The 25,037-nt window shown below is 68.2% G+C and carries 23 protein-coding genes and 1 pseudogene; 8 read left to right on the forward strand and 16 right to left on the reverse strand.

Going from position 1 to position 25,037, the window contains the following annotated elements:
• Positions 1-16: 16 nt before the first annotated feature.
• The 3 genes and pseudogenes from JOY29_RS10295 to JOY29_RS10305 all read right to left on the reverse strand — a co-directional run.
• Positions 17-331: a hypothetical protein gene (locus tag JOY29_RS10295; protein WP_300973440.1), complete on the reverse strand. Its 315-nt coding sequence runs from the start codon at positions 329-331 to the stop codon at positions 17-19.
• A gap of 91 nt (positions 332-422) precedes the next feature.
• Positions 423-854, reverse strand: coding sequence for a hypothetical protein (locus JOY29_RS10300; protein ID WP_300973441.1), 432 nt, complete (start codon positions 852-854; stop codon positions 423-425).
• 121 nt (positions 855-975) lie between these two features.
• A pseudogene (locus tag JOY29_RS10305) lies at positions 976-1,143 on the reverse strand (flagellin); the annotation flags it as partial.
• A 15-nt stretch (positions 1,144-1,158) separates the two neighbouring features.
• Here JOY29_RS10305 and JOY29_RS10310 point away from each other — a divergent pair.
• On the forward strand, positions 1,159-1,647 hold the full coding sequence (locus tag JOY29_RS10310; RefSeq protein ID WP_300973442.1) for a FlgD immunoglobulin-like domain containing protein: 489 nt from the start codon (positions 1,159-1,161) through the stop codon (positions 1,645-1,647).
• Here the strand turns inward: JOY29_RS10310 and JOY29_RS10315 are convergent, their stop codons facing one another.
• The 8 genes from JOY29_RS10315 to JOY29_RS10350 form a co-directional block, all read right to left on the reverse strand.
• Positions 1,648-2,076, reverse strand: coding sequence for a thermonuclease family protein (locus JOY29_RS10315; protein WP_300973443.1), 429 nt, complete (start codon positions 2,074-2,076; stop codon positions 1,648-1,650).
• 258 nt (positions 2,077-2,334) lie between these two features.
• A complete protein-coding gene (locus JOY29_RS10320) occupies positions 2,335-4,176 on the reverse strand; it encodes an autotransporter domain-containing protein (RefSeq protein ID WP_300973444.1) in 1,842 nt (613 codons plus the stop codon).
• Positions 4,177-4,274: 98 nt separating this feature from the next.
• Positions 4,275-4,574, reverse strand: coding sequence for a GNAT family N-acetyltransferase (locus JOY29_RS10325; RefSeq protein ID WP_300973445.1), 300 nt, complete (start codon positions 4,572-4,574; stop codon positions 4,275-4,277).
• Positions 4,574-5,872 carry a M20/M25/M40 family metallo-hydrolase gene (locus tag JOY29_RS10330; RefSeq protein WP_300973446.1) on the reverse strand — a complete coding sequence of 433 codons (1,299 nt, stop codon included), beginning with the start codon at positions 5,870-5,872 and terminating at the stop codon, positions 4,574-4,576. Before JOY29_RS10330 ends, JOY29_RS10325 begins: the two co-directional genes overlap by 1 nt.
• On the reverse strand, positions 5,869-7,146 hold the full coding sequence (gene fahA, locus JOY29_RS10335; RefSeq protein WP_300973447.1) for a fumarylacetoacetase: 1,278 nt from the start codon (positions 7,144-7,146) through the stop codon (positions 5,869-5,871). Before fahA ends, JOY29_RS10330 begins: the two co-directional genes overlap by 4 nt.
• Positions 7,143-8,435, reverse strand: a complete 1,293-nt coding sequence (hmgA, locus tag JOY29_RS10340; protein ID WP_300973448.1) for a homogentisate 1,2-dioxygenase — start codon at positions 8,433-8,435, stop codon at positions 7,143-7,145. Before hmgA ends, fahA begins: the two co-directional genes overlap by 4 nt.
• Before the next feature lie 69 nt (positions 8,436-8,504).
• Positions 8,505-8,720, reverse strand: coding sequence for a hypothetical protein (locus tag JOY29_RS10345; protein ID WP_300973449.1), 216 nt, complete (start codon positions 8,718-8,720; stop codon positions 8,505-8,507).
• 59 nt (positions 8,721-8,779) lie between these two features.
• Positions 8,780-9,010, reverse strand: a complete 231-nt coding sequence (locus tag JOY29_RS10350) for a KTSC domain-containing protein (RefSeq protein ID WP_300973450.1) — start codon at positions 9,008-9,010, stop codon at positions 8,780-8,782.
• 141 nt (positions 9,011-9,151) lie between these two features.
• On the opposite strand from JOY29_RS10350, the gene JOY29_RS10355 reads away from it, so the two are divergent.
• The 3 genes from JOY29_RS10355 (at position 9,152) to JOY29_RS10365 (ending at position 15,942) form a co-directional block, all read left to right on the forward strand.
• Positions 9,152-10,369 (forward strand): hypothetical protein, encoded by a 1,218-nt coding sequence (locus tag JOY29_RS10355; RefSeq protein ID WP_300973451.1) that lies wholly within the window; start codon positions 9,152-9,154, stop codon positions 10,367-10,369.
• Positions 10,370-10,456: 87 nt separating this feature from the next.
• Positions 10,457-15,082: an NAD-glutamate dehydrogenase domain-containing protein gene (locus JOY29_RS10360; RefSeq protein ID WP_300973453.1), complete on the forward strand. Its 4,626-nt coding sequence runs from the start codon at positions 10,457-10,459 to the stop codon at positions 15,080-15,082.
• An 8-nt stretch (positions 15,083-15,090) separates the two neighbouring features.
• Positions 15,091-15,942 (forward strand): hypothetical protein, encoded by an 852-nt coding sequence (locus JOY29_RS10365; protein WP_300973454.1) that lies wholly within the window; start codon positions 15,091-15,093, stop codon positions 15,940-15,942.
• Here JOY29_RS10365 and JOY29_RS10370 read toward each other — a convergent pair.
• The 5 genes from JOY29_RS10370 to JOY29_RS10390 all read right to left on the reverse strand — a co-directional run bounded on the left by JOY29_RS10370 (position 15,939) and on the right by JOY29_RS10390 (position 21,832).
• Positions 15,939-16,178 (reverse strand): ribbon-helix-helix domain-containing protein, encoded by a 240-nt coding sequence (locus tag JOY29_RS10370; protein ID WP_300973455.1) that lies wholly within the window; start codon positions 16,176-16,178, stop codon positions 15,939-15,941. The genes JOY29_RS10365 and JOY29_RS10370 overlap by 4 nt on opposite strands.
• A gap of 89 nt (positions 16,179-16,267) precedes the next feature.
• On the reverse strand, positions 16,268-16,990 hold the full coding sequence (gene phbB, locus JOY29_RS10375) for an acetoacetyl-CoA reductase (RefSeq protein WP_300973456.1): 723 nt from the start codon (positions 16,988-16,990) through the stop codon (positions 16,268-16,270).
• A gap of 30 nt (positions 16,991-17,020) precedes the next feature.
• Complete coding sequence (hemH, locus tag JOY29_RS10380; RefSeq protein ID WP_300973457.1) at positions 17,021-18,028, reverse strand: ferrochelatase; 1,008 nt, start codon at positions 18,026-18,028, stop codon at positions 17,021-17,023.
• Between the two features lie 4 nt (positions 18,029-18,032).
• Positions 18,033-20,168, reverse strand: coding sequence for a molybdopterin cofactor-binding domain-containing protein (locus JOY29_RS10385; RefSeq protein ID WP_300973458.1), 2,136 nt, complete (start codon positions 20,166-20,168; stop codon positions 18,033-18,035).
• On the reverse strand, positions 20,165-21,832 hold the full coding sequence (locus JOY29_RS10390) for a class I adenylate-forming enzyme family protein (protein WP_300973459.1): 1,668 nt from the start codon (positions 21,830-21,832) through the stop codon (positions 20,165-20,167). Before JOY29_RS10390 ends, JOY29_RS10385 begins: the two co-directional genes overlap by 4 nt.
• A gap of 70 nt (positions 21,833-21,902) precedes the next feature.
• Here JOY29_RS10390 and lgt point away from each other — a divergent pair, with 70 nt between their 5' ends.
• The 4 genes from lgt to pgeF are packed head-to-tail and all read left to right on the forward strand — an operon-like array spanning position 21,903 to position 25,013.
• Complete coding sequence (gene lgt / locus JOY29_RS10395) at positions 21,903-22,778, forward strand: prolipoprotein diacylglyceryl transferase (RefSeq protein ID WP_300973460.1); 876 nt, start codon at positions 21,903-21,905, stop codon at positions 22,776-22,778.
• Positions 22,779-22,825: 47 nt separating this feature from the next.
• Entirely contained in the window at positions 22,826-23,752 is a 927-nt protein-coding gene (locus tag JOY29_RS10400; protein WP_300973462.1) for an SAM-dependent methyltransferase, read from the forward strand.
• Positions 23,728-24,255, forward strand: a complete 528-nt coding sequence (locus JOY29_RS10405; protein ID WP_300973463.1) for a GNAT family N-acetyltransferase — start codon at positions 23,728-23,730, stop codon at positions 24,253-24,255. Before JOY29_RS10400 ends, JOY29_RS10405 begins: the two co-directional genes overlap by 25 nt.
• Entirely contained in the window at positions 24,237-25,013 is a 777-nt protein-coding gene (gene pgeF, locus JOY29_RS10410) for a peptidoglycan editing factor PgeF (protein ID WP_300973464.1), read from the forward strand. The genes JOY29_RS10405 and pgeF overlap by 19 nt, the downstream gene beginning before the upstream one ends.
• Positions 25,014-25,037: the final 24 nt, after the last annotated feature.

Here is a 25,037-nt window from a genome sequence, read left to right on the forward strand (position 1 = left end):
ATGCCGCGAGAGGCTGCTACGGCCGGTCCATCCAGCCTTTCGGGGCGGTCCCGGTCTCGGTCGGGCCCGGCACCGCTGCCGGCGCCTGGGTCATCTGCCGACCGGGCCAGGCAGCGACGAAGATGGCGATGGCCAGCACGGCGAGGCTCACCATCAGCAGCATGTAAGGGATGGTGCCGAGCAGGGGGCGGCTTCGTTCGAGCGGGTCGCCGCCGCCCGCCTGCATGCGCAAGCGGTTGACCGCGGGACGGCCAGATCGGGCCGGCCTGCGCGGCGGCCAATAGTCTTCGGGGCGGGTCCAGGCCCGCGCTTTCTCGTCGGGAATCGGCATGGCTGCTGGTGGAACGCACCATATCATGCTTGGCTTCGCACCACGGCGGAAAGTCCGGGGTGGCGGGGCTCCTTTGCGCCGGACCGTGGCGTCAGTGCAGCAAACGACCGGACTCTACGCCTGCGCGGGTTCTGGCGAAGCCGGCATGATCAATGTTGCGACCATGGGCGATCACCAGCAGCAACTCGGTGTAGAGTCGGTCCCACAGCGGCTGGACGAGCGAAATCTCGGTGCCTGCCTGGTCGATGATGATCGCCGGTCGATCGCCAACGGCGACCAGCCGAAGTCGGATCGGCGCATCGCCGGTGGAGCCTTCGTCGGCGAGCTCCCCGGCATCGGACAGGCGGGCGCTCATCAGGAAGCCGGCGAGGAGTTCGCCGCCGTAGAGGTCGAGCAGGACCGCGGCGGTGCCGGGCCGGTCCGGATCGCTGAGGCGGATGACCGGGCCTTCGCCCGCCTGCCCCTGATTCAGCACGAGCCGGATGCGGCTGCCCGATCCGTGGATGATGTCGCGAACGCGCATGATCGTGTCCCGTCTGCGGGTGCGCCATGCCGGTTGGAGGCACGAAAGCCGGAGTGATGCATCGATCACCCCGGCCCCCATGCCGCCGGACCGGAGGCCGGCGAATCCCTTACCCTTCCGCTTAGCGGAACAGGGACATGATGGCCTGCGGCGCCTGGTTGGCGATCGACAGCGCCTGGATGCCGAGCTGCTGCTTGACCTGCAGGGCCTGCAGCCGCGCGCTTTCCTTGGCGAGGTCGGCGTCGACCAGGTTGCCGACCGAAGCCTCGACGACATCGCTCAGCTTGCTGGTACCCAGCAGCTTGTGCAATATTCGCAGGTCGAGCAGTCGCTGACCCAGACGAGCGTCCTTCGGGACATACTTGCGCGCCTGTCGAGCGACGATCTGACGAGGGCCGGACAGCTGATCGGCCGCACCGCCGAGTTCGATTCCTCGGTCTCAGGGCTTACTGCCAACCGTCCTGCCGAATGGCGCTGGAGCTTCTCCAAGGCGCCGGCGTCGATCGAGGCGGAGGTACTGGATAGTGGCGGCCGGGTGGTGGCGCGTCCGGCAGTGACGGCGGATGCGGGCGGCAATTTGCGCTGGAATGGCGTGCTTGCCGACGGAAGCAGGGCTCCGGACGGCGCCTACGTCCTGCGGCTCATCGCGCGATCGGCGGACGGCACCGCGCTCAGCCCGACTCTGACCAGCCTCGGCCAGGTGCAGGACGTGGTCAGCCGCGAGGGCGAGCTCTGGGCCGGACTCGGCAGCGTCGCGCTGCCGCTCGCCAAGCTCGTGCGGATCAGCGCCTGATCAGCCGCACCAGCTTCGGCGGCCGTTGCCATAGGGGCGCGCCACGCCTTCGCGGATGAGGGTTGCGCCTACGTCGTGTCCATCAACCTCGACGTTTCTGAGCAGCCGACCGTAGCGATCGCGGTCACGCTCGTAGGAAACGAGCGTGACCGCGCCACCATTCAGCAGATCGTGCAGCCGTTCGGTCGCCCGGTCGCCAAGCGCCTTCTCCTCCGGGCAGCGGCTCTGGTGCGTTTCGGGAGCATCGATACCTGCGATGCGTATCTTCTCGCCGTCGAGGTGGAAGGTATCGCCGTCGACGACGCAGTTCAGCGATCCGCCGGTGCGACAGAAGTCGAAGCGAGTGCGGAGGCCGGGGGTGGACGCCGCATTCGCCCGGACAACGCTGTCGCCTCCCGTCAGCTCGTCGGCAAGCCCGCTTCCGATCACGCCGAAGGCAAGCAGGGCGCCAACGCCGATTGAGAGCCATGTGCGGGAAGCACCTGCCTGGGCTTTGCGACCGCTCCTTCGTGCTTTCGTCGTCCGACGGCGCGCGTCTGGTCCGTAATCGTCAAGGCGCGTGAATCGTCGCGCCGGGGAATTGTTCTTCACCGAGCACCCACCGAGCTTTGGGTGCCCTCACTCTAGCAGGCTTGAGGGGCTGCGGCGACGGGGGACTAACCTTCCGTCGCCGCATTTTGTCAGTAATCAGAAGCCGAAGCGAACGCCGCCGTGGACACTCACTTCATTGCCCTGGTCCTTGCCCGCCGTGGTGCTGGCGAGGACGTCGAGCTGGATGCGGCTGGTAAGCTGCGCCGACGCGCCGCCCGAAAAGCGGCTGTAGATGCCCTTGTCACGCTCGCCGAGGTTCCAGCTGTTGACGATCGTCGGCGCCGAGGTCTGCGAGAAGGCGAGGGTCCGGCTGTCGCCCTCCAGATCCTTCTCGATCATCGCGGAAGCGAACGGGCGAAGTGCCGCGCCGCCGCCCTCGAAATCGCCGCGAAGCTCGAGGCCGGCGCCGCCGACCAGCGCCGAATAGCGCTGCTTGCCGACGTTGAGGCTGAGCGCCGCGTCGCCTTCCTCAGTGTAGCCGTCGACCTTGGCGCGGGCATAGTCGATGCTCACGACCGGGCCGAGGCGGAACGCGCCTACGTTGGCGAGATAGCCGGCCTTGGCACCGGCGATGACGTGGCTGCCGTTCGGGCTGGCGGTCAGGTCGTCGATGACGCCGGTACGGCGGATGTCATAGTCGGTGCGGCCGGCACCGGCATGACCCTGCACGAACACCGGGCCGAGGGCGTAGGTGGCATAGACGCCGCCCTGCCAGCTTTCGCCGCGCACCCTGGCGCTGCCGATCCCGAACCTGGCCGTGCCGCGGCTGTAGTTGCCGGCGATGCCGACCAGGCCGTTGCCGCCGAAGCCGAACTCGACACCGGCGGTGGCGCCGATGCTGTTCACGTCGAAGGCGTCGTTGATGTCGGTGTTGCCGACGTCGCGGCTGAAATTGTCACCGACGGCGAAGACGCGGGCGCCTTCGAGCACCTCGCCGTCGCGCGGGCTGCCGAGGTCCATGCGGCTGTTCAGCGTGCGGCCGAACTGGCGCGCGCCGTCGAGCGCCAGGTCGCTGGTCGCGCCGAGATTCAGCGGAGCCTGCACTTGGCGCTGGATGTAGCGGGCAACGACGCGGAAGCCGTCCGAGCTGAGGTGCAGATTGTCGACGTAGAACAGATACCCGGCGCAGCCCGCGAGGACGTTCGCCTGGGTGCCCGGGCAGACCACGCCATTGGGCAGGCCGTAAGCGGCGCCGTTGGTCTGCACGCGCTGGAGCAGCGAAGTCAGGTCGAGATAGTGGACCATCACGCCGTTCGCGGCATAGCCGGCGAGCGTCTGCTGGATCGCGCTGTTGTAGGTGGTCGAGTAGGTGTTGCGCAGCGCCTGCGCGGCCGGGTTCGTCGCAACTTCCGGCAGCTGGGCGGTGTTGCCGGCAAGCCAGCTGATGGTCGGTGCGCCTGCGCCGACCAGCCGGTCGAGCTGGGTGCGAGCCGACAGGATGCTGTCGTTTACCGTGAAGGTTGGTGTACCGCCGGCGGTGATGATCTGCTCATACTGACGGGCGTCGTTGCCGCCGATGGAGATCGCAACCAGGTCGCCCGTCTGGAAGGTCGGCGCGATGGTCGGGAAGATGGTCGACTGAGTGCCGACGTTCAGGAACTGGTCGACCTCGTAGGGCAGGCCCCAGGTCGGCACATTGCCGTTCTGGTTGCGGGCCTGGCCGCCGCCGATGGCGAAATCGAACACCGGCACGCCGAGCAGCTGCGACAGGCTGTCGATGTAATTGGTGCCGCCGGAGAAGCGGCCGGTCGTGTAGATACCGCCGGTGCCCGTGACCGGATTGATGCCGGCGAGACGCAGGAAGTTGCCGGTGTCGGCATAGCTGTCACCGAAGGAGACGATGCGGGTGATGCGCTGCGCATCGGCCGGAGCCGACAGGCCGAACGCGAGAGCGGCGGTCGCTCCAAGCAAGGCACGAGCGCCAAGACGCTGGATCATGGTAGGTTTCCTCCCTTGCCGAAGAGACACTCGGCTTGGGCGAATCTATGCCCTTGCGGGCAAGCTCATGACAAGTGGCCTCGCTGCAACAGCGATGCTCAGATGCCGAGGACCCTGGCGAAGTCGGGATCGAGCAGATCGTGCGTCTCGGCGTGCCGCTTCATGTAGTTCATGTAGAAGGTGCACTGCGGGATCACCTGGAGCTTCTGCTCCCGCGCCCAATCCAGCGAGACGCGGGCGATCTTCGAGGCGAGGCCCTGGCCTTCGTGGGCGGGGGGCACGACGGTGTGCGGGAACATGATCTTGCCGCGCAGCAGCCGATAGTCGGCGAAGGCGACCGAGCCGTCGTCGAGGGCGATCTCGAACCTCTGCTTCTCCTCGTTGCGGACGACCTCCATCAGCGTCTCTCCCTTGCAAGGCGGCTCATCAGGATGGCGGCGCGGGTGGCCTGCCGCCAGATCGAAGGAATGTCGACCCGCTCGGCATCCGTGTGGTCGCCGGTCGAGGCGGGGCCGAGGCCGACCAGCCCGTCGACGTCGGCGGCGACGAAGCTGATGTCGCCGGCGCCGCGCTTCAGGGGATCGAGCGCCGCCATTTCCGGCAGATCGAGATCGCGGTTGATGCGGTTCAGCCGGTCGAGCAGCGCGCGATTGCCGGCGGTCGGCGCCATCGGCGGGTAGCCGTCCTCGAAAGTAAGCCTGGCTTCGATCGTGCCGGGCAACGGGGAGGCAAGGATCGCCTGCATCTTCGCCTTGGCGCGGTCGATCTGTTCCTGGCTGAGGCCGCGCAGGTCGCCGCGCGCGACGGCTTCGGCGGCGATGATGTTGGTCTTGCCAGTGACTTCGGCACGGATGCCGCCGGGCGCCAGCTTCGCACTGCTGCCGCCGGCGATCAGGCCGACGTTGAAGGTCAGGCTCGGCTCGCGCACCTCGCGCCGGAAGGTGTCGACGATCCGCGCCAGCTCGTAATTGGCGCCGAAGCCGCTCGCCTCGGAGAAGGTGCCGCTGGAATGGGCGCTGCGCGCGCGGACCACCAGCTGCCAGTCGTTGACCGAGCGGCGGGCGATCGAGCCCATGTCGCGGCCGCCTTCCTGCGCCAGTCCCTCGAAGTCGAGCGCCACGTCCGCCGCCTTGCCGGCCGCGATCAGGTCGGCGCGCGCGAAGTCCTGCGGCGTTCCGGGATCCTCCTCGTCGCCGGTCAGGAAGACGGTGATGTCGGAGCCCGCGAGCGTTCCCGCCGCCCGCATCGCCCGTAGCGCGGCGACGATCACCGCCACCCCGCCCTTATTGTCTGCGGCGCCCGGCCCGTGGCCCTTGTCGCCTTCGCGGGTCCACTTCTGGAAGGGCGAGTCCGGCTCGAACACCGTATCGAGGTGGCCGATCAGAAGCAGCTTCCTGTTGCCCGCCTTGCCGCGGTGGGTGGCGACGAGATGGCCCGCACGACCGGTCTGGCGAAGTGGGATCCAGCGCACGGCGAAGCCAAGGGGCTCGAGCTCCGCGCGGACCTGCGCCGCGACCTTCTCGACCCCGTCCGGATTCTGGCTGCCGCTATTCTGGTTGACCAACCGCTCGAGCAGCGAGAGCGTCCGCTCCTGCTCGGCGGCGACGATCGCCTGCATCGTTCGCTCGGCCCTGCTCAGCTGAGCGGCGGCCGGACTGGCGAGAAGCAGCGCCAGAACACCGACCAACAGCCTCATCCGACCACCATTCCCCGGCATTCTCCAAGCCCGATGCTCACATGGCCGTCGGCCTCCGCCCGCGCCGTCAGGATCAGCTCGTCGCCGTCCTCGAGGAAGCTGCGCTGCTCGCCCGACGGCAGCGTGAGCGGCGCCTTGCCGCCCTGGCTGATCTCCAGCAGCGAGCCCAGGCCGTCGGCCGATGCGGTCGACAGGGTGCCGGTCCCGATCAGGTCGCCCGGCTGCAGGTTGCAGCCATTGCAGCTGTGGTGGGCGATGATCTGCTCGACCGTCCAGTACATGGCGTCGGCGGCCCGTCCGCGGCTGAGGCGGTGCGGCGGCATGCCCGCTTCGCGCATCGCCCGCGTGCTCAGGCAGGCTTCGACGATCAGGCCAAGTCCGGGCCGCTCCGATCCGCCATCGAGATAGGGCAGCGGCGCAGGATCGCCGTCTGGGCGCACGAAGGCTTCCGTCATGAACGGTGCCAACGCCTCCGGGGTCACCACGAAGGGCGACACGCTGGTCAGGAAGTTCTTGGCGAGGAAGGGGCCGAGCGGCTGATATTCCCACGCCTGCAGGTCGCGCGCGGACCAGTCGTTGAGCAGGCAAAAGCCGGCGACCGCATCCTCCGCCTCGTCGATGGGAATGGGCTGCCCGAGCGCATTGCCGCAGCCGATCCAGACGCCCAGTTCCAGCTCATAATCGAGCCGGCGCGAGGGACCGAATACCGGCACTTCGGCCTCGGGCGGCTTGCGCTGACCGGACGGGCGGATCACCGGCTCGCCCGACACCCGCACGCTCGAGGCGCGGCCGTGATAGCCGATGGGCACATATTTGTAGTTGGGCAGCAGCGGATTGTCGGGGCGGAACTGGCGGCCGACATTGGTCGCGTGATGGATGCCGACGTAGAAGTCGGTATAATCGCCGATCAGGGTCGGCAGGTGCATGGTCGCTTCCGACTGGCCGATCAACGCACCCTCGACCCCGTCGCGATGCGCCTCGTTGCTGAGAAGCTCCGACAGCCGCTGTCGCAGCGCCACGCGGGGCCCGCTGCCGAGCGCAAGGAAGCCGTTGAGAACCGGGCTCGCCAGTTCCTCAGTCCACGCATCGCCGAGCGCGTCGGTGATCGCTGCAAGATCGAGCAGGAAGTCGCCGATCGCGATCCCGGCACGCCGCTCTTTTCCCTCGCTGGCGAAGATGCACAAGGGCAGGTTCTGGATCGGAAAATCGGCATGGCCGTTCGCGCTCTCCACCCAGGAGGTGAGCGCGGGATCGTGGGTCTCGTCGATCCTCATGGCAGGCGCGCCTTGGGGAAATCGGCCCACGCCGCGTCATAGTCCGGCTGGGCCCGGCCGATCGCTTCGGCGGTCACCTCGAACGGCCAGCAGCTTTCGACCATGAAAGCCATGGTGCCGTCGATCTTGACCGGCTTCAGCTCGGCTTCGCTCGCCTTGCGCCAGCTCTCCACGTCGGGGCCGTGGCCGCTCATCATGTTGTGGAGGCTGAGGCCGCCCGGCCGGAAGCCGTCCGCCTTCGCATCATATTCGCCGGTCAGGAGCCCCATGCACTCGCTCATCACGTTGCGGTGGAACCAGGGCGGGCGGAACGTGTCTTCGGCCACCATCCAGCGCGGCGGGAAGATGACGAAGTCGACATTGGCGCGACCGGCGACGCTCGACGGCGAGGTCAGGACGGTGAAGATCGACGGGTCCGGATGGTCGAAGCTGACCGTCCCGATCGCGTTGAAGTGCGACAAGTCGTAGCGGCAGGGCGCGAGATTGCCGTGCCAGGCGACCACGTCGAGCGGGCTGTGGTCGAGCCTCGTCGTCCACAATCGTCCACCATATTTCTGGATCAGCTCGGTCGGTTCGTCCCTGTCCTCGAACCAGGCGACCGGCGTCTCGAAGTCGCGCGGGTTGGCAAGGCCGTTGGCCCCGATCGGTCCGAGGTCCGGCAGGCGGAAGGGAGTGCCGTAATTCTCGGTAAGATAGCCGCGCGCCGATCCGTCCGGCAGCGCCACCTTGAAGCGCACGCCGCGCGGGACCAGCGCAATCTGCCCGGGTGCGATCTCGACCCGCCCGAGCTCGGTCAGCAGTTCGATCCGGCCCTGCTGCGGCAGGAACAGCAGTTCGCCGTCCGCCGAAGTGAAGACCCGGTCGAGCCGCTCCTGATTGGCCGCATAGAGGTGCACCGCCACGCCCTCGAGATCGGCCGGCGCGCGGTTGAAGACGGCGGTCGTCAGCGAATCGATGAAGTCGGTGCCGGCAGCCGGCTCGGCGATCGGATCCCAGCGCAGCCGGTTGGGCGCCAGTGGATCGGCTCCCGCCTCGCACTTCAGCCGCGGCGCACCCGCATAAGCGGTGAACGGCCGATGGTCGGCGGTTGGCCGCAGCCGGTAGAGCCAGGATCGCCGGTTCTCATGCCGCGGCATGGTGAAGGCCGTGCCCGACAATTGCTCGGTATAAAGGCCAAAGGCCGGCTTCTGCGGTGAATTGCGCCCCTTGGGCAGCGCGCCCGGAACAGCCTCGGTCGCGACATGGCCGCCGAAGCCCGGGAGATAGGCGGGAGTGGAGCTGGTCAGCATGTCACCGCTCTAGGCCTGCCGGAGCGATGAGAAAAGCGCCGTCCCGACCGGAGCCGGGACGGCCTCGCTTCAATTGACGTTGACGTTGATCTCGTCGGGCACCGTGATCTCGGTCTTCGAGCCGAAGGTGCCGTTCTGGTAGAGGATGAAGCCGACGACCAGGATCGCCAGCAGGAGCACGACCGCGATCAGCCCGCCGCTTCCGCGGCCGCCGTCGGCGTTGACCACCGTCGTCCGCTCCACCACGCGCCCGTCGTCGACGCCGTCCCGATTAATGTCCGCCATGTCCCTTGAACTCCTGTTATGGTAGCGAAACGAACGCCGGGCGCGGCGAACCGTTCCTGTCAGTCGTTCACCGCCCGCTTCGGCTCCGTCTCGTCGCGAAGCGCATGGCAGTCGAACCGTCCGCGGATCGCCCGGTTGAAGTAGGCCCCTTTGGAAGGCGCTGCGGAGAACCTCTCAGCGACGTCGGCAGGTACGCCGAGGTAGAGGTAGCGCCGCCCGCCCGCGAGGCAGATCTCCAGCGCCCTGTGCTCCGGCCAATAGAGCGCGCCACGAATGAGGCTGCTGTCCATCACCGTGCTGAACGCGACGGCTCCGAAGCGGACTCATGATCTGCGGCAGAAGGATTCCCACGGGAGTCGAACCGGTATACTTTACTATCTGGTAACCGTGGCTGGGGCATTTGCATCCTTAATGGGGGTAATGGCAGGCGCATGGACGGCAGCTTCGCACCAGCAATGACGGCAGACCAGGAATCGGTCCCGCCCTCGATGGAGATCGGCACGGACGAGCGGCGCATGCATGTCCGCGCCTATAATTACTGGGCGTCGCTGCTCGGTGGGCGGGACTTTCCGTCGATCGAGGACCTCGACAGCAGCCACGTCCGCGATTTCTCCGACCATAGCTTGCTGCTCGACTTCACCGCTTCGCCCGACAATCCCGCATGCAGCTTCATCGGCGCCACCATCCGGGCAGAGTGCGAGATCGGCGACGAGGTGCGGACCATCGCCGACGTGCCGCCACGGTCGCTGCTCAGCCGGCTGACCGATCATTACATGCAGATCATCGCCAATCGCGCGCCGATCGGCTTCGAAGCCGAGTTCACCAATCAGCGCGGCCACGACATCTGCTATCGCGGCATCCTCATGCCCTTCTCATCGGACGGCGAGACGATCGATTTCATCTACGGCGTCATCAACTGGAAGGATGGCGTGACCGTCGCTCCAGTTTCGTTCGTGCCGGCGGCTGCTGCAACCGAGCCCGGACAGGACGTCCTCGATCTGACCGATGCGCTCGGCTTCGTGCCTGACGGAGAGGAAGTGGAAGCGCCGGTGGCGGCGCTTGATGCCGATGCCGGCCTCGCCGACCGGCTCTCCGCCGCGCGCGAAACGGTGGAGGTGCTCAAGGCCGCCGACGGTCGCAGCCGGGCTGCACTCTATCGCGCCCTGTCGCTCGCCTATGATTTCGCCGTCGCCTCCCGCCGCGTGCCGGACGACTATGCCGAACTGCTCGAGGATGCAGGGATCAAGGCCCAGGCGCGTGCGCCGATGACGCCGATCGTGAAGCTCGTATTCGGCGCTGATTACGACAAGGCCCGTCTCACCGAATTTGCCGCCGCCCTCGCCTATGCCGAGCGCTGCGAGGTCGACTTCGAGGGGTTCCTCCCTTTCATCGAGACCTGCCCTGGAGGACTGAAGGGGCTGGTCGCGGCCGAACGCGACGCGCGCCGGCCCGTGACGCGGGTCGACAATCGCGCCGATCGTGCCCGTACCCGCCTCCGCTCGGCGCACGCCCAGTCGCTCAGCGCGCTTGCCGGCAATGACGAATTCACACTCGTCCTGGTCCGCCGCGACGCGCAGGGGCGGGTCGAGCCGGTGACGGCGGTGGCGGACCTCGGCCTGCTCGAAAAGGCCCTTCGCCGTCTCGCCTGAGTTCGATCCGGGCGCAGACGGGGTTGTGACCCGGGGAGGCCGGGTCTAGACGCCCGTGAAGATTTCACCGGCGGAGCATCAAGAAACATGGCGGCTGACCCCCGCGTGTCCGGCACGTTGACGGACGCCTTTTTCGAAGCCTTGCTGGAGGGCGCCCTGCCCGGCGAGACCGAGGGCTTCAGCCGGGACGAGCGGGCCGAGGCTGCGGCCTTCATCGCCGATACGGCGGCGAACCGCCAACCCGGCGAGATCGCGCTCAAGCTCCAGTCGATGGGTGGCGAGGCCGCGCGCCGCTTCATGCGGCTGGTTATCGTCAACGATGACATGCCCTTCCTCGTGGACAGCGTCGCCGCGGTGATCGCCGGCCATGGGCTGACCGTCCACCGCCTGCTCCATCCGATCGTTTCCGCCCGCCGCGACGGCGCGCGACTGGTGTCCCTCGGCGAGGGCAACCCCGAATCCGTCATCTATGTCGAGCTCGATCGTGCCGATGCACGCGGTCGGCAGGAACTCGTTCAGGGCGTGGAAAGCGTGCTCGCCTGCGTCCGCGCCGCGGTGACCGACTGGCGGACCATGCTCCAGCTCATGCACGACGATGCCGCGGCGGTGTCCGCGATCGACGCCGAAAGCGGAGCGCTGCTGACCTGGCTTGCCGACAATCACTTCACCCTGCTCGGACACAAGACTGTCGCGGCCGACGGCAGCATCGGCGAGGGGCTCGGTATTCTCGCTTCCGCCGGGATCGACCTGTGGAGCGCAGAGGGTCTGCGCGCCATCACCGACGCGGTTGCGCAAGAGACGCGCTCCGTTCTCCTCCTCAAGGCCGACCGGCTGTCGCCCGTGCACCGCCGCGTGCCGCTCGACGTGGTGGTCGTGCGCCGTGCCGATGGTGCGCTGTCGATCCATGCGGGTCTGTGGACCAGCGCGGCCCTGCGCTCGCCGCCAACCGAGATCCCGGTCGTTCGCCAGCGGCTCGCCAAGCTCGATCGCGAACTCGGTTTCGCGCCTGCCAGCCATGGCGCGAAGGCGCTGGCCCACGCCATCTCCACTCTTCCGCACGACCTGCTCGTGTCGTTCGAGGAGGCCGAAGTGCGCGAGGCGGCGCTTACCGCGATGAGCCTTGCGGACCGGCCGCGCCCCGCCTTGCTCCTCCTCCCCGGCGCCCTCCGCCGTCACCTTTTCGCTTTCGTATGGCTTCCTCGAGACGAACTCACCACCGCACGCCGCCAGGCGATCATGCGGCTGATCGAGGAAGCGGTGCTGTCGTCGGTCACCAGCTGGGCGGTCGAGCTCGGCGACGGCGGGCTCGCCCTCATCCGCCTGACCCTCGGCTTCGCGGCGTCGCGGCCGTTGCCGGATGTCGAGGCGCTCGATGCGCAGCTGGTCGACATGGTGCGTGGCTGGGCACCGGCCGTCGAGGCCGAGCTGAGCGAGCGGGTCGGAAGCGGTCGTGCGACCAGGCTTGCCCTCACCTACCTGCCGGGCGTCCCGGAAGATTATCGCAGCCGTGCGAGCGCCGCCGAGGCCGCCGCCGACATCCTCCGCCTCAGCGCTCTGGAGGGTCCGGAGGATCGTGACGTCCGCCTGTTTCGCGACGAGCGCGACCGGCCGGGCCGGCTTCGTCTCAAGCTCTACCGCTCGGGCGGGCTCGTGCCCTTGTCGGAAGCGGTGCCAGTGCTTGAGAATTTCGGCTTTCGGGTCATCGAGGAACGGCCTGCTGCTCTCGGCGAGGACAGCCGGCTTGGCCACATCCACGATTTCCGGCTGGAGCTGCCGGGCGCAGAGATGGACCAGGTGCTCGCCCGCACCGACGTCATCGAGGGGGCGATCGGCGCCGTTCTCCAGCGCCACTCCGAAGATGATGAGTTTAACCAGCTCGTCCTGCTCGCCGGGCTCGATCCCCAGCCGGTGGTCTGGCTGCGCGCCTGGTTCCGCTACCTCCGCCAGACCGGAGTCGCCTATGGGCTGATGACGATGGTTGATGCGCTGAAGCGCTCACCCGCTGCCACCCGCGCGCTGATCGGCTGGTTCTCGGCCGCTCACGATCCCGCACGCGAGAACCGCAAGGGAGCGGTCGGTGCGGAGAAGGCTGCGTTCGACACGGCGCTGGCACAGGTCAAGTCGATCGACGACGACCGCATCCTGCGCCTGTTCCGCAACGTGGTCGGTGCGACGCTGCGGACCAACGCCTTTGCGCCGCGTCCCGGCGAGGCGCTTGCCTTCAAGCTCGACCCGAAGCGCATCCCCGGACTTCCGGCGCCGGTGCCCTATCGCGAGATCTGGGTCTATTCGCCGCGGGTCGAGGGCATCCACCTGCGGGGCGGGCCAGTCGCCCGCGGCGGCCTTCGCTGGTCCGACCGGCGCGACGATTTCCGCACCGAGATCCTCGGCCTGATGAAGGCGCAGCTGGTCAAGAACGCCGTCATCGTGCCGACCGGCGCCAAGGGCGGCTTCTATCCCAAGCAGCTGCCTTCGCCCGCGACCGATCGCGAAGCCTGGCTCGCCGAAGGTACCGAAAGCTACCGCATCTTCATCCGCTCTCTGTTGTCGGTCACAGACAACATCGTCGAAGGCGGGGTCGTCCACCCCGAGGGCGTTGTCGTTCACGACGGCAACGATCCCTATTTCGTGGTCGCCGCGGACAAGGGCACTGCCACCTTCTCCGACGTCGCCAATGCCATCGCGCTGGAGCGGGGCTTCTGGCTCGGTGATGCCTTCGCCAGCGGCGGCTCCAACGGCTACGACCACAAGGCGATGGGGATCACCGCCAAGGGCGCGTGGATCAGCGTCCAGCGCCATTTTCTCGAAATGGGCATCGACGTCCAGACGCAGCCGGTGACGGTCGCGGGCTGCGGCGACATGTCGGGTGACGTGTTCGGCAACGGCATGCTGCTCAGTACGGCAATCCAGCTCGTCGCTGCCTTCGACCACCGCCACATCTTCATCGATCCGACGCCCGATCCGGCCGTCAGCTGGCAGGAGCGCAAGCGCCTGTTCGACCTGCCGCGGTCGAGCTGGGACGATTACGACCGGACCAAGCTCAGCCCCGGTGCGATGATCGTGCCGCGCAGCCAGAAGGAGATCGAACTGACGCCGGAAGCGGCTGCCGCCATCGGCGTCCAGCCCGGCATCTTCGATCCCACCAGTCTCATCAATGCCATCCTGAAGGCCCCCGTCGGCCTGATGTGGTTCGGTGGCATCGGCACCTATGTGAAGGCGCGTGCGCAGGCCAATAGCGCAGTCGGCGATCCAGCCAACGACGCGCTTCGCGTCGATGCTGCCGACCTTCGCGCCAAGGTGCTTGGCGAGGGCGCCAACCTTGCCATCACGCAGGCCGCCCGCATCGAGTTCAGCGAGCGAGGTGGACGCTGCAATACCGACTTCATCGACAATAGTGCGGGCGTCGACTGCTCGGACAACGAGGTCAACATCAAGATCCCGCTCAACCAGGAGATGCTGGAGGGGCGGCTGACGCTGGACGCGCGCAACGACCTGCTCGCCCGGATGACGGACGAGGTGTCCGAACTGGTGCTCGAGGACAATCGCCGGCAGACGCTGGCACTGTCGGTCGCCGAGCGGGGTGGAGTATCGGCTCTTCCCGCGCAGGTCCGGACGCTGGAGCTGCTGGAGTCGTCGGGTCGCCTCGACCGCCGCGTCGAGGGCCTGGAAGGCAGCGAGGATCTGCTCCGTCGCGCTGCGGAGAACCGAGGCCTGACCCGTCCGGAGCTGTCGGTGCTGCTCAGTCTCGCCAAGTTGAGCCTGCAGGATGCGGCTGAGGAGCTTCGGTTGGCCGAGGACCCGCTCCTCCACGATCAGCTGCTCGCGGCCTTCCCGGCGCCGCTGCGCGAAGCCCATCGCGAGGCACTGCTCAATCATCGGCTCGGAAACGAGATTCTCGCCACCAAGGTCGCCAACCGCTTCGTCAACCGGCTCGGACCGAACGTCGCGCTCGAACTGACCGAGGAAGAAGGCTGCTCGCTTGGGCAGGTGGTCGCCGCTTTCCTCACGGCCGAGCGTCTGCTGAAGCTCGACCTGTTGTGGGACCGGATGGACCAGGCCGACGTCGGCGAGGCTGCGCGGCTCGACCTCTTCGCCATGGCGGCGCAGAGCATCCGCAGCCACATGGCCGACATCCTTCGCGCCGGTGGCGGCGAGATGAGGGTGTCCGACCTCGTTGCCTTGCTCGAACCTGGCCTGCTCAAGATCGAAGCGGCCGCTCGGACGATCATCCGCGACGAGGTCCGCATGCAGGCAATGGCGCGGCACCAGTCCATCGAGGCGCTGGGCGCGAGCGAAGCCATCACCCGCGGCCTGGTCAAGCTCTACGAGCTGGACGGCGTCTTCGGCATTGCCGCGCTCGCCATGCGCAAGGAGCTGGACGCGCTGGCGCTGACCCAGGCCTATGTCCGCATCGGCGAGACGCTCGGCCTCGACTGGGCGCAGAGCCAGGCATTCCGCCTGAACCCGACCGATCACTGGGAGCGGCTGCTGGTCGCCAATCTGCTCAACGACTTCGAGCAGCTTCGCGTGGAATGGCTTGCGCGCATCCGAGGCGACGATCCGGAGGCGTCTGTCGAACGCTGGGCGGAGCGGCACGAGAAGCGCATCCTGCAGTTCCGGCGGCTGGTCGACCGCGCCCGCGGCAGCGGAACGGTGACCGTGCCGATGCTGGCGCAGATCGCCGGCCAGGCCCGCATATTGCTCGCCCGCTAGGCCGCTGCGTGCGCATCGCGATGCTGACGCCCGCGCCCGACTATGTCGGGGAGTGGGACTGGGCCTTCGACATCGAGGCCAAGGCCCTGCGGGCGAGCGGCGCCGATGTGGTGGCGGTGCCGTGGACCGAACTCGACGGACCGAACGGCTTCGACCTTGTCCTGCCGCTCGTCACCTGGGGCTATCATCTGCGACTGCCCGAGTGGATGACCCTGCTCGACCGCGCCGAAGCCGGAGGCTGGCCGATGCTCAATCCGCCGGCGCTGCTGCGCTGGAACAGCGACAAGGCCTATCTGGCCGAGCTCGGAGCCAAGGGGATCGCCAGCGTACCGACGCTTGAAGTGGACCATCTGAACGAGGCCGCACTGACCGCCGCTCATGGCGTGCTCGGCAGCGACGAGCTGGTGATCAAGCCGCCGGTGTCGGCAGGGGCCTGGGGCACTTACCGGCTGGGCAAGGGGGAGCCCGTCCCGGCCGAGGTGCACGGGCAGCGCATGCTGATCCAGCCATGGCTGCCGTCGGTGGTCAGCGAGGGCGAATATAGCCTGATCCTGTTCGGCGGCCGCTTTTCGCACAGCGTTGCCAAGCGACCGAGGTCGGGCGACTTCCGGGTCCAGCCCGATCACGGCGGATCAACCGAACCGTGTGCGCTGCCCGAAGGTGCCATGGCGCTCGCCGAAGCCGCGCTGGCCGCCGCGCCTGCGCTCGCGACCTACGCTCGTGTCGACCTCATCCGTGGACCTGACGGCGCGCTGCAATTGATGGAGCTGGAGCTGATCGAGCCTGCCCTGTTCCTGCATTGCGTGCCCGACGCAAAGGCGCGTTTCGCGCAAGCCATCCTGACCGCCCGCCCGGCCTAGCCGCCGAGTGCGCTGCCGAACAGCCACTGGCGCAACGCGCTGGTGAGGTTGGGCGGATCGGCGACCTTGAGCCGTGCCTCGTCCACCTCGGCGACGAGGGCGTTGACGGGCATGGCGGCATCGCGCGCAGCGATCTCGAGCGCCCGCCAGAAGATGGGTTCGAGGCTGATGCTGGTCTGGTGACCGCGGATGAGGACGCTGCGCTTGACGGGCGGCGAATAGGTAACGGTCTCCAAGGCCCAAGCTCCACTGGACGTCGCCCGGATGAAGGATGCGGCGTCGGTCTCGAAGGCCAACGCCGCAAGTCCTTCCGGGGTTCGTCCGGTCAGTACATGTGCTGGCCGCCGTTGATCGACAGGGTCGAGCCGGTGACGAAGCCCGCATTCTCTTCGGTCAGGAAGATCACTCCGCGAGCGATTTCGTCGGCGCGGCCGAGGCGACCGACGGGGATGCGCGCGACGATCTTTCCGAGAACATCCTCGGGAACGGCGGCGACCATGTCGGTGTCGATGTAGCCCGGCGCGATGGCATTGACGGTCACGCCCACGCGCGCGCCCTCCTGCGCCAGCGCCTTGGTGAAGCCGTGGATGCCGGATTTTGCGGCGGCATAGTTGACCTGGCCATATTGGCCGGCCTGGCCATTGATGGAGCCGATGTTGACGATCCGGCCATAGCCCCGCGCCACCATGCCGTCCCACACCGCCTTCGCCATGTTGAAACAGCCGCCGAGATTGGTGTCGATGACCTCCTGCCACTTGGCATGGTCCATCCGCTTCATTGTCGTGTCGCGGGTGATTCCGGCATTGTTGACCAGCACGTCGACGGGCCCGAGCGCCTCCTCGACCCACCGGACCCCGGCGATGCACGCCTCATGGTCGCTGACGTCCCACTTGAAGGCCTGGATCCCGGTCCGATCGGTAAAGTCGCGGGCGCGCTCCTCGTTGCCGGCGTAATTGGCGGCGACGGTCATGCCGGCATCCTTCAGGGCGACGCTGATCGCCTCGCCGATGCCGCGTGTTCCACCGGTGACGATCGCAACCCTGGCCATGTGATTCTCCCCTAATCGGCGAGGGATAGCCTAGGCAGGCGCTATCCACCCCGCAAGCTCGCGGCGCATCAGGGCTTCGAGCATGTCCGTGCCGATGTCGCCGTCGTTGAGGCAGTCGAGCCGGGCGAAATGGGTGCCGCCGGCTTTCTCGAAATCCTCCTTGCCGCGGATGCCCAGTTCCTCGACGGTTTCCAGGCAGTCGGCGGAGAAGCCGGGGGCGGCGATCGCGACGCGGGTGACGCCCTGCGCGGGATAGGCCTTCAGCACGTCGTCCGTCGCAGGCTCCAGCCATTTGTCGCGGCCAAAGCGGGATTGGAAGCTGGTGTCGGTTGCGACCTTCAGCCTCTCGCCCAGCAGCCGCGCCGTCTTGCGGCAATGGCAGTGGTAGGGATCGCCCTTGCGCAATGTCCGCTCGGGCATGCCATGGTAGGAGAGCAAGAGCCGCTGCGGCTCGAAGTCGAGCGTGGCCATCTGCCGCTCGAGGTCGGCCTTCAGCGCCTCGATATATTCGTCCGCGTCATGGTAGGGCGGGAGCGTGCGCAGCGCCGGCTGCCAGCGCATGCCGGCGAGCGTCGCGAAGGCATGGTCATTCGCCGTCGCCGTCGTGGCGGCGCAATATTGCGGGTAGAGGGGCGCGAGCAGGATGCGCTCGCAGCCGCTGTCCTTCATTGCCGTCAAGCGGTCCGGGATCGAAGGGTTGCCGTAGCGCATCGCCCAGTCGACCCGCACGTCCTGCCCAAGCCGCTCCTGAAGCTTGAGTGCCTGCCGCTTGGTGATGGCTGCGAGAGGGGAGCCGTCCTCGCTCCATACCTGCGCATAGGCATGCGCCGACTTGGCGGGCCGGGTGCGCAGCACGATGCCGTGCAGGATCGGCTTCCAGATCGCGCGCGGGATCTCGATTACCCGGGGATCAGACAGGAATTCGGCCAGATACTTGCGCACGGCCGGGACGTCCGACGAGTCGGGCGTGCCGAGGTTGATCAGCAGCAGGCCGACCTTGCGCGGCGGGATGGAAGGATGATCAGAGGGAGGAAGCATCGGCTCAGGACATCGGGTCGAAGGGCAGGCTGCGCAAGCGCCGCCCGGTTGCCGCCGCAAGGGCGTTGCCGACCGCTGCGGGGGCAGCGGCCGGACCAAGGCCATTCACACCGCCAGGCGCTTCGCCGCTAGCCAGTATTTCGACCAGTATCTCGGGTCCGCCGGCGAGACCGGGGGCCTGCGGCTCCAAGGGCCCGAGCACGCGGCCGTGACGAAAGGAAGGCGCGCGTGAGGTCACCTGGCCGATCGCCGCCAGCATCCCGCCCTCGATCTGCTGACGGACCAGCGCCGGGTTCACCACCTTTCCGCAGTCCACCACCGCCACCAGCCGGCTCACTTCCACCCTGCCCCCTGCTCCGACCTGCGCCTGCCCGACCAATGCGATGTGGCTGCCATAGCCGCTGAAGGCGGAAAGTCCCATCTGGCTTCCCGGGCCGCCGCCGTCCCAGCCGCCCAGCGTCGTCGCCCGGACCAGGCAGCGGGCAAGGCGGGGGTTTCCCGAAAGAAGCGCGATGCGCTGGCTCAAAGGGTCGCGTCCACCGATCCGCGCCAGTTCGTCGAGGAAGCTTTCCGTGAAGAAGGTGAGGACCGGGTGCAATTCGCCGCGGTGATAGCCGATGCGGATCGGCAGCCCGGCATTCGCCGCTTCGATCGCCACATGCGGAATGGAATAGGGAAGCGGCACCACCGACGCGCTACGAAACTGCCCGCCCTCCCGGCCGAGCAGCCGCTTCATGGCCGCGCTCGTACCGTCCTCGCCCACCAGCCGCAGCCGCCAGCCCGCAATGCTTCCGTCCGGAAGTGGACGGGCAAACAGCCGCGCCTTGATCGGCGAACGGACGGCATCGCCGCGCAGCTGCTCCGTGCGACCGAGCGTCGCCTGCACGGGGCGGCCGGTTCGCCTTGCAAGGGCGGCCGCGGCGGGCACCAGCTCGGCTTCCAGCGCTGAGCCGCCCTGGCCGCCGACTGGCATGGCGTAGAGGATGGTATCGCCAAGGCCGACGCCAGCCGCATCGGCAGCGGCGCGCCGGGCCAGCTCCGGTGCCTGGCTAGCCGCCCAGACTTCGAGCAGGCCGTCCCTCAAGCGCGCCGTGGCGCTCGGTGGCTCGAGATCCTGGTGGAGCGCGGCTGCGGACGAATAGGTGGCGGCGAGCGGCCGCACCCCTTCGAAGATGCCGTCCACGTCGCCGACCGAATGGAGGAGCTCGAAATCCTCGCCAGCCAGTGCGCGGTCGAGCGCGTCGGCGATGACGAGGTCGTTGCCGCCAGCCGGGCCGAAGCTCCGGATGTTCGCGCGGGCAAGCGCACTTTCCGCTGCCCACCAATCTTCGGCGAGGGCCGCGACCCAGCCGTCGCCTTGCTCGAACTGGATACCCTGCGGTGGCGGCGAGTCGATGCGGACGGGTCCGCCACCCGAGCGCCGAAGCGAGGCGTGCAGCAGGCCGGGCAGACGCACGTCGCCGGCGAAGCGGAGCCGCCCCTGCGCCTTGGGCAAGGCATCGAGGCGCGGAAGCGGCCTGGCGGCGAGGGTGCCGGCAGAAGCGCGGAGCGGTGCCTCCTTCGGAAGATCGCGTCCTGCCGCCGCCTCGGCCAGGGCGGCGAAGGGCAGGCGTTTGCCTTCGTGGGTCACAAAGCCATCCGCGCTGTCGCACTCGCCCGCGGCGACGCTCCAGCGATCCGCCGCCTCGGCGATCAGCAGCGCCCGCGCCGCCGCCGCCGCCTGACGCACCGGCGCTTCCATCGCCCGGATGCTGGTCGAGCCGGCGGTGATCCGCGTGGCACCTTCGGGAAGCGACCAGGACCGCGCGTCACCATCGAACCAGCCTTCGCCGTCCGCCAGGCGATTGTCCCACCGGCTGCCCGCCCGCGCCGGAGCGACCTCGATGGTCTCCCACGCGGCGCCAAGCTCGTCGGCGGCGACCTGAGCGAGACCCGTCCAGACGCCCTGTCCAGTCTCCACCTGCGGCACGGCCACGGTCACCCGCCCGTCCTTGCCGATCGCCAACGCCGGACCCAGCAGCGCGGCATCCTTGCTCCCAAGCAGGCTCGCCCGCTCACCGCGCGGCCATACGGCCCAGCCGACGGCCAGCCCGACCGCGGCGCCGCCGCCCACCAGCAGGGTGCGGCGGGTCAGCTTCAAGAAGCGTAGTGCGCCTTGAGCGCGACCCGGTCGATCTTGCCGGTGCCGAGCCGCGGCAGGCTGTCGGTCGCGAAGATGAAGCGCGCCGGCACCTTGAAGGCTGCCAGGCGCGGCTCGAGGAAGGCGCGCAGGTCGGCCTCGCCGAGGTCGCTTCCCTCCGCCGGCAGGACCACCGCGACCGGCACTTCGCCCAGCCGTTCGTCGGGAGCGCCGAACACCGCCGCTTCGGCCACCGCTTCGCAGGAGTAGATCGCAGCTTCGACTTCGGCCGAACTGATATTCTCGCCGCCGCGGATGATGATGTCCTTCTTGCGGTCGACGATGAACAGATATCCGTCCTCGTCGATGTAGCCGATGTCGCCGGTCTTGAGGTAGCCGTCGGCCGTGAAGGCCGCGACCGTCGCTTCGGGGTTCTTCCAATAGCCCTTGATGTTGGCGGCCGAACGGATCGCCACTTCGCCCCGTTCGCCGACCGGCAGGTGGGCGTCGCCGGCACCGAGGATGGCGAGGTCCACGAAGGGCAGAGCGCGGCCGGTCGAGGCCGGCTTGGCGATGTAGTTGCCCCAGAAATTACCGCAGCCGACCGCATTGGTCTCGGTCAGGCCATAGCCGAGCGCCGGCTGGGCGGTGTCGAAGCTGTCCTTCAGCCGCTGGACGTGCGCGACCGGCCGCGGCGCGCCACCCGCGGCGATGTCGGTCAGGCTGGAGAGGTCATGGTGCTCGCGATCGGGATGGCTCATCATCTCGAGGCTCATCGTCGGAACGCCGACGAAATAGGTGATCTTCTCCTGGGCGATCAGGCGCAGCGCTTCGCCCGCGTCCCACTTGGGCATGAGCACCATGCCGCGGCCGATGACGAAGCTGTTGAGCAGCACCGGCACCTCCCCGGTGACATGGAACAGTGGCACGTTGAGCAGGGTCTTGGGTGGGTTACTGGGCTCCGACCCCATGCTCTGCATGATGCCGAGCAGGCACATGATGCTGGTCGCGTAAGTGTAGACGCCCTGGGTCACCGCCCGGTGCGTCGACAGCGCGCCCTTGGCGCCGCCGGTCGAACCGGAGGTGAAGAGGATGGTGGCGTCGTCTTCAGGGCCGATCTCGGGCAGCGCGACGTCGCTTGCCGCGCCCTCGGTCAGCGGGGCGATGGCCTCCACGATCGGCCGCTCGATCGGCAGCGCGACGATCGGCCACGGTCCGCATGCGGCGGCGATGCGCCTGGCGCGCGGTTCGTCGGCGATGATCAACCTGGGCTCGGTCAGTTCGAGCGCATGGCTCATCTCCGCGCTCTGCCACCAGCCGTTCAGCAAGGTGGAGATGCCGCCCGCCTTGAGCACGGCCATGTGGGCGACGATCCAGCTCGGGCAGTTCCGCATGGCGATGCCAACCCGGTCCCCCTTGGCGATGCCATGGCGTCCGACCAGTGCCCTGGCGAGATCGTCCGACACCCGGTCCAGGTCGGCGAAGGTCAGCCGTTCATCGCCGGCGATCACCGCCTCGACCTGACCGTTCAGCGCGCAGAAGACCTTGAAGAAGCCCGGCAGGGTGGCAGGAAAGTTGGCCACGACGCGCCGGCCTTGCTCGTCCGTGTCCACCACCACCCGTCCGCCCGGCCCCGTGACCGCCGCGAGGACGGCGTCATAACGTTGGTCGAGCTCGGTCGGCATGGTCGCGGGTCTCCTTGGCCTTTGCTGTGCGCCCTCTTATGAGACGTTCGCACCACGAGGGAAGTGCCGAATGAACGATGTAACATCTGCGGGAATCGACTTTACCAGTCTCGGACTCAGCCCGGTCGCCCTCGACCTGGGGTTCTTCGAGCTGCGCTGGTACAGCCTGGCCTATCTCGCCGGTATCTTCCTCGGCTACTGGTACATGCTCCGGTTGATCCGCCAACCCGGCTCGCCCATGGCCCGCCGCCATGCCGACGACCTCGTCTTCTACGCCTCCCTCGGCGTGATCCTCGGTGGCCGGCTCGGCTACGTCCTCTTCTACCGGCCGGGGTTCTATTTCGACAATCCGCTCGAGATCGTCCGGCTGTGGGACGGCGGAATGAGCTTCCACGGCGGCGTGATCGGCACCAGCGTCGGCATCATCTATCTCAGCTGGAAGGAAAAGCTGAACTGGCTGCGCGTGCATGACTATGTCGCCTGCGTGGTACCGATCGGCCTGTTCACCGGCCGCCTTGCCAATTTCGTCAACGCCGAATTGTGGGGAGCCCCCACCACGGTGCCCTGGGCCGTCCGCTTCCCCGAGGTGATCGACGGTGTGCGCCAGCTTGGCCCGGCCCGCCACCCGAGCCAGCTCTACGAGGCCGCGCTCGAAGGCCTTGTGCTCTTCATCGTCCTCGCGGTCATGTTCTGGAAGACGCGCGCGCGCTACCAGCCGGGCCTGCTGGTCGGCACCTTCACCTTCCTCTACGGCGTCTTCCGCTTCGGGGTGGAGTTCATCCGCGAGCCCGACGACCACCTGCGCGGCTTTGCCGAGACCACCGGGCTGCACATGGGCCAGTGGCTGTGCGTGCCGATGATCATCCTCGGCCTCTACCTGATGGTCACCGCCGCCGGCCGCCGCCAGCGCGTCGAGAGCATCACGGGGCAGGAGAGCGTCGCCTGACCCCCTTCGCGCGCGCCATCGCGGAGCGGCTGAGGAGCGAGGGACCGATGAGCGTCGAGGCCTATATGGAGGCCTGCAACGCTTACTATTACGCGACCCGCGATCCGCTCGGGACGGACGGCGATTTCACCACCGCGCCGGAAATCAGCCAGATGTTCGGCGAACTGGTCGGCGCGGTGCTGGCCGATGCGTGGCGGCGTGCCGGGGCGCCAGCGAACGTCCGCTATGTCGAACTTGGGCCCGGACGGGGGACGCTGGCCTCGGATGCACTGAGGGTGATGCGCTCGGCCGGGCTCGACCCGCCCGTGCATCTGGTGGAGACCAGTCCGACGCTTCGACAGGCCCAGTCCGCGCTGCTCGGCTCGGTGACGCACCATGACAGCATCGGCGATCTGCCAGGCGATGGCCCCCTGCTGGTAGTCGCCAACGAGTTCCTCGATGCGCTGCCGATCCGCCAGCATGTCGGCGGCATCGAGCGGCACGTCGAATGGATCGGCGATGGCCTCGCCTTCGATCGCGACGGCGAGGTGGTCGAAAGCTCGCCGGCGCGCGATGGGGCGGTGCAGGCGCTGGCGGAAGGACTGGTGCCGCTTGGCGGCGTGGCGCTGATCATCGACTATGGGCATGAGCGCAGCGCGCCCGGTGACACGCTCCAGGCCGTTCGCGGCCATCGCTTCGCGCCCGCGCTGGCGGACCCCGGCGAGCAGGACCTGACGAGCCATGTCGACTTCGAGCGCGTGGCCGAGGTGGCGCGGGAGGCAGGAGCCTTCGTCGCCGGGCCCGCCGAGCAGGGCGCATGGCTGGAGCGGCTCGGAATCCAGGCCCGGGCGCGGGCGCTTGCCGATCGCTCGCCGTCGCGTGCCGAGGAGGTGGAAGCCGCCCGGGCGAGGCTCTGCCGGCCCGACCAGATGGGTAGCCTGTTCAAGGTGCTTGCCATCCACTCACCGGAATGGCCAAGGCCGGCGGGACTATGATCGTCCGTCCCGCCTCCGCCGCCGACCTGCCCGCCATCGACCGGATCTTTCGGACGAGCTTCTGCGACACCTTCGCGCATCTCTACGCTCCGGCTGACCTCCAGGCCTTCCTCGATGAGCTTACGCCGGACGGCTGGGACGCGGAACATGGGAACGCGGACTTCGCATTCGCCCTGGGCACGGACGAGGCGGGCGAGCCACTGGGCTTCGCCAAGCTCGGCCCCAACAAGCTTCCGCACGTCGAGCCGGAGGGCACGATCGAGCTTCGCCAATTCTACCTGCTCAAGGAAGCGCATGGCACCGGGCTCGCGCAGCAGTTGATGGCCTGGGTGCTTGACGAGGCGCGGAGGCGCGGGGCGGAGCGTCTGGCCTTGTCGGTCTGGAGCGAGAATTTCCGGGCGCAGGCCTTTTACGGACGCTTCGGTTTCACCGACCTTGGCCCGGTGACCTTCATGGTCGGAGATCATGCGGACGAGGATCGCGTGTGGGCGATGAAGCTGTGAGCGCTCCGGCCTGGACCAGCGCGGCTCTTGCCGTACCGCACGGCTTCCTCGGCCGGCGCGGAGGCATCAGCGAGGGCGCGATGGCGAGCCTCAACTGCGGCTGGGGCAGCGGCGACGACCTCGCGCTCATCCAAGAGAACCGCCGTCGTGCAGCTGACGCGGTGCTGCCGGGCGCGCGCATCGTCTCACCCTACCAGGTGCATGGTGTCGAGGTGCTGGAGGCCGGCGACTGGAGCGACGACGAGCGGCCGCATGCCGACGCGCTGGTGACGGATCGGCCAGGCATCCTGCTCGGCATCCTCACGGCCGATTGCGCGCCCCTCCTGTTCGCGGACTCGGAGGCAGGCGTCGTCGGCGCCGCCCACGCGGGCTGGCGCGGCGCGCTCGGCGGGGTGGCCGAGGCGACCATCGGCGCAATGGAGAAGCTTGGCGCCCAGCGAGACCGGATCGCAGCCGCGATCGGCCCGACCATCGCCCGCGCCAGCTACGAAGTCGATCACGCCTTCCCCGATCCCTTCCTCGCCGCGGACGACGCAGCGGAGCGCTTCTTCTCGGATGGGCCTGCCGGCAAGCCGCACTTCGACCTACCGGCCTATCTGCTCCACCGGCTTGCCGCAGCAGGGCTGCGGCGGGTCGAGGCGCTCTGGCTCGATACCTATGCGCGAGAGGAGGACTTCTACTCCTTCCGGCGGTCGACGCATCGGGGCGAGCCGAATTACGGTCGGCAGATCAGCCTGGTCGGACTGCGCCAGCGCTAACGAAGCGGAAAGGGCTTGCCCCTA

The organism is Sphingomonas sp. LHG3406-1 (assembly GCF_029637485.1).
Classification (GTDB): Bacteria; Pseudomonadota; Alphaproteobacteria; order Sphingomonadales; family Sphingomonadaceae; genus Sphingomicrobium.

Coding starts and splice junctions, on each gene's coding strand:
- JOY29_RS10295 (WP_300973440.1), bottom strand. CDS start 331: ATGCCGATTCCCGACGAGAAAGCGCGGGCCTGGACCCGCCCCGAAGAC.
- JOY29_RS10300 (WP_300973441.1), bottom strand. CDS start 854: ATGCGCGTTCGCGACATCATCCACGGATCGGGCAGCCGCATCCGGCTC.
- JOY29_RS10320 (WP_300973444.1), bottom strand. CDS start 4,176: ATGATCCAGCGTCTTGGCGCTCGTGCCTTGCTTGGAGCGACCGCCGCT.
- JOY29_RS10325 (WP_300973445.1), bottom strand. CDS start 4,574: ATGGAGGTCGTCCGCAACGAGGAGAAGCAGAGGTTCGAGATCGCCCTC.
- JOY29_RS10330 (WP_300973446.1), bottom strand. CDS start 5,872: ATGAGGCTGTTGGTCGGTGTTCTGGCGCTGCTTCTCGCCAGTCCGGCC.
- fahA (WP_300973447.1), bottom strand. CDS start 7,146: ATGAGGATCGACGAGACCCACGATCCCGCGCTCACCTCCTGGGTGGAG.
- hmgA (WP_300973448.1), bottom strand. CDS start 8,435: ATGCTGACCAGCTCCACTCCCGCCTATCTCCCGGGCTTCGGCGGCCAT.
- JOY29_RS10345 (WP_300973449.1), bottom strand. CDS start 8,720: ATGGCGGACATTAATCGGGACGGCGTCGACGACGGGCGCGTGGTGGAG.
- JOY29_RS10350 (WP_300973450.1), bottom strand. CDS start 9,010: ATGGACAGCAGCCTCATTCGTGGCGCGCTCTATTGGCCGGAGCACAGG.
- JOY29_RS10355 (WP_300973451.1), top strand. CDS start 9,152: ATGGACGGCAGCTTCGCACCAGCAATGACGGCAGACCAGGAATCGGTC.
- JOY29_RS10360 (WP_300973453.1), top strand. CDS start 10,457: ATGGCGGCTGACCCCCGCGTGTCCGGCACGTTGACGGACGCCTTTTTC.
- phbB (WP_300973456.1), bottom strand. CDS start 16,990: ATGGCCAGGGTTGCGATCGTCACCGGTGGAACACGCGGCATCGGCGAG.
- hemH (WP_300973457.1), bottom strand. CDS start 18,028: ATGCTTCCTCCCTCTGATCATCCTTCCATCCCGCCGCGCAAGGTCGGC.
- JOY29_RS10390 (WP_300973459.1), bottom strand. CDS start 21,832: ATGCCGACCGAGCTCGACCAACGTTATGACGCCGTCCTCGCGGCGGTC.
- lgt (WP_300973460.1), top strand. CDS start 21,903: ATGAACGATGTAACATCTGCGGGAATCGACTTTACCAGTCTCGGACTC.
- JOY29_RS10400 (WP_300973462.1), top strand. CDS start 22,826: ATGAGCGTCGAGGCCTATATGGAGGCCTGCAACGCTTACTATTACGCG.
- JOY29_RS10405 (WP_300973463.1), top strand. CDS start 23,728: ATGGCCAAGGCCGGCGGGACTATGATCGTCCGTCCCGCCTCCGCCGCC.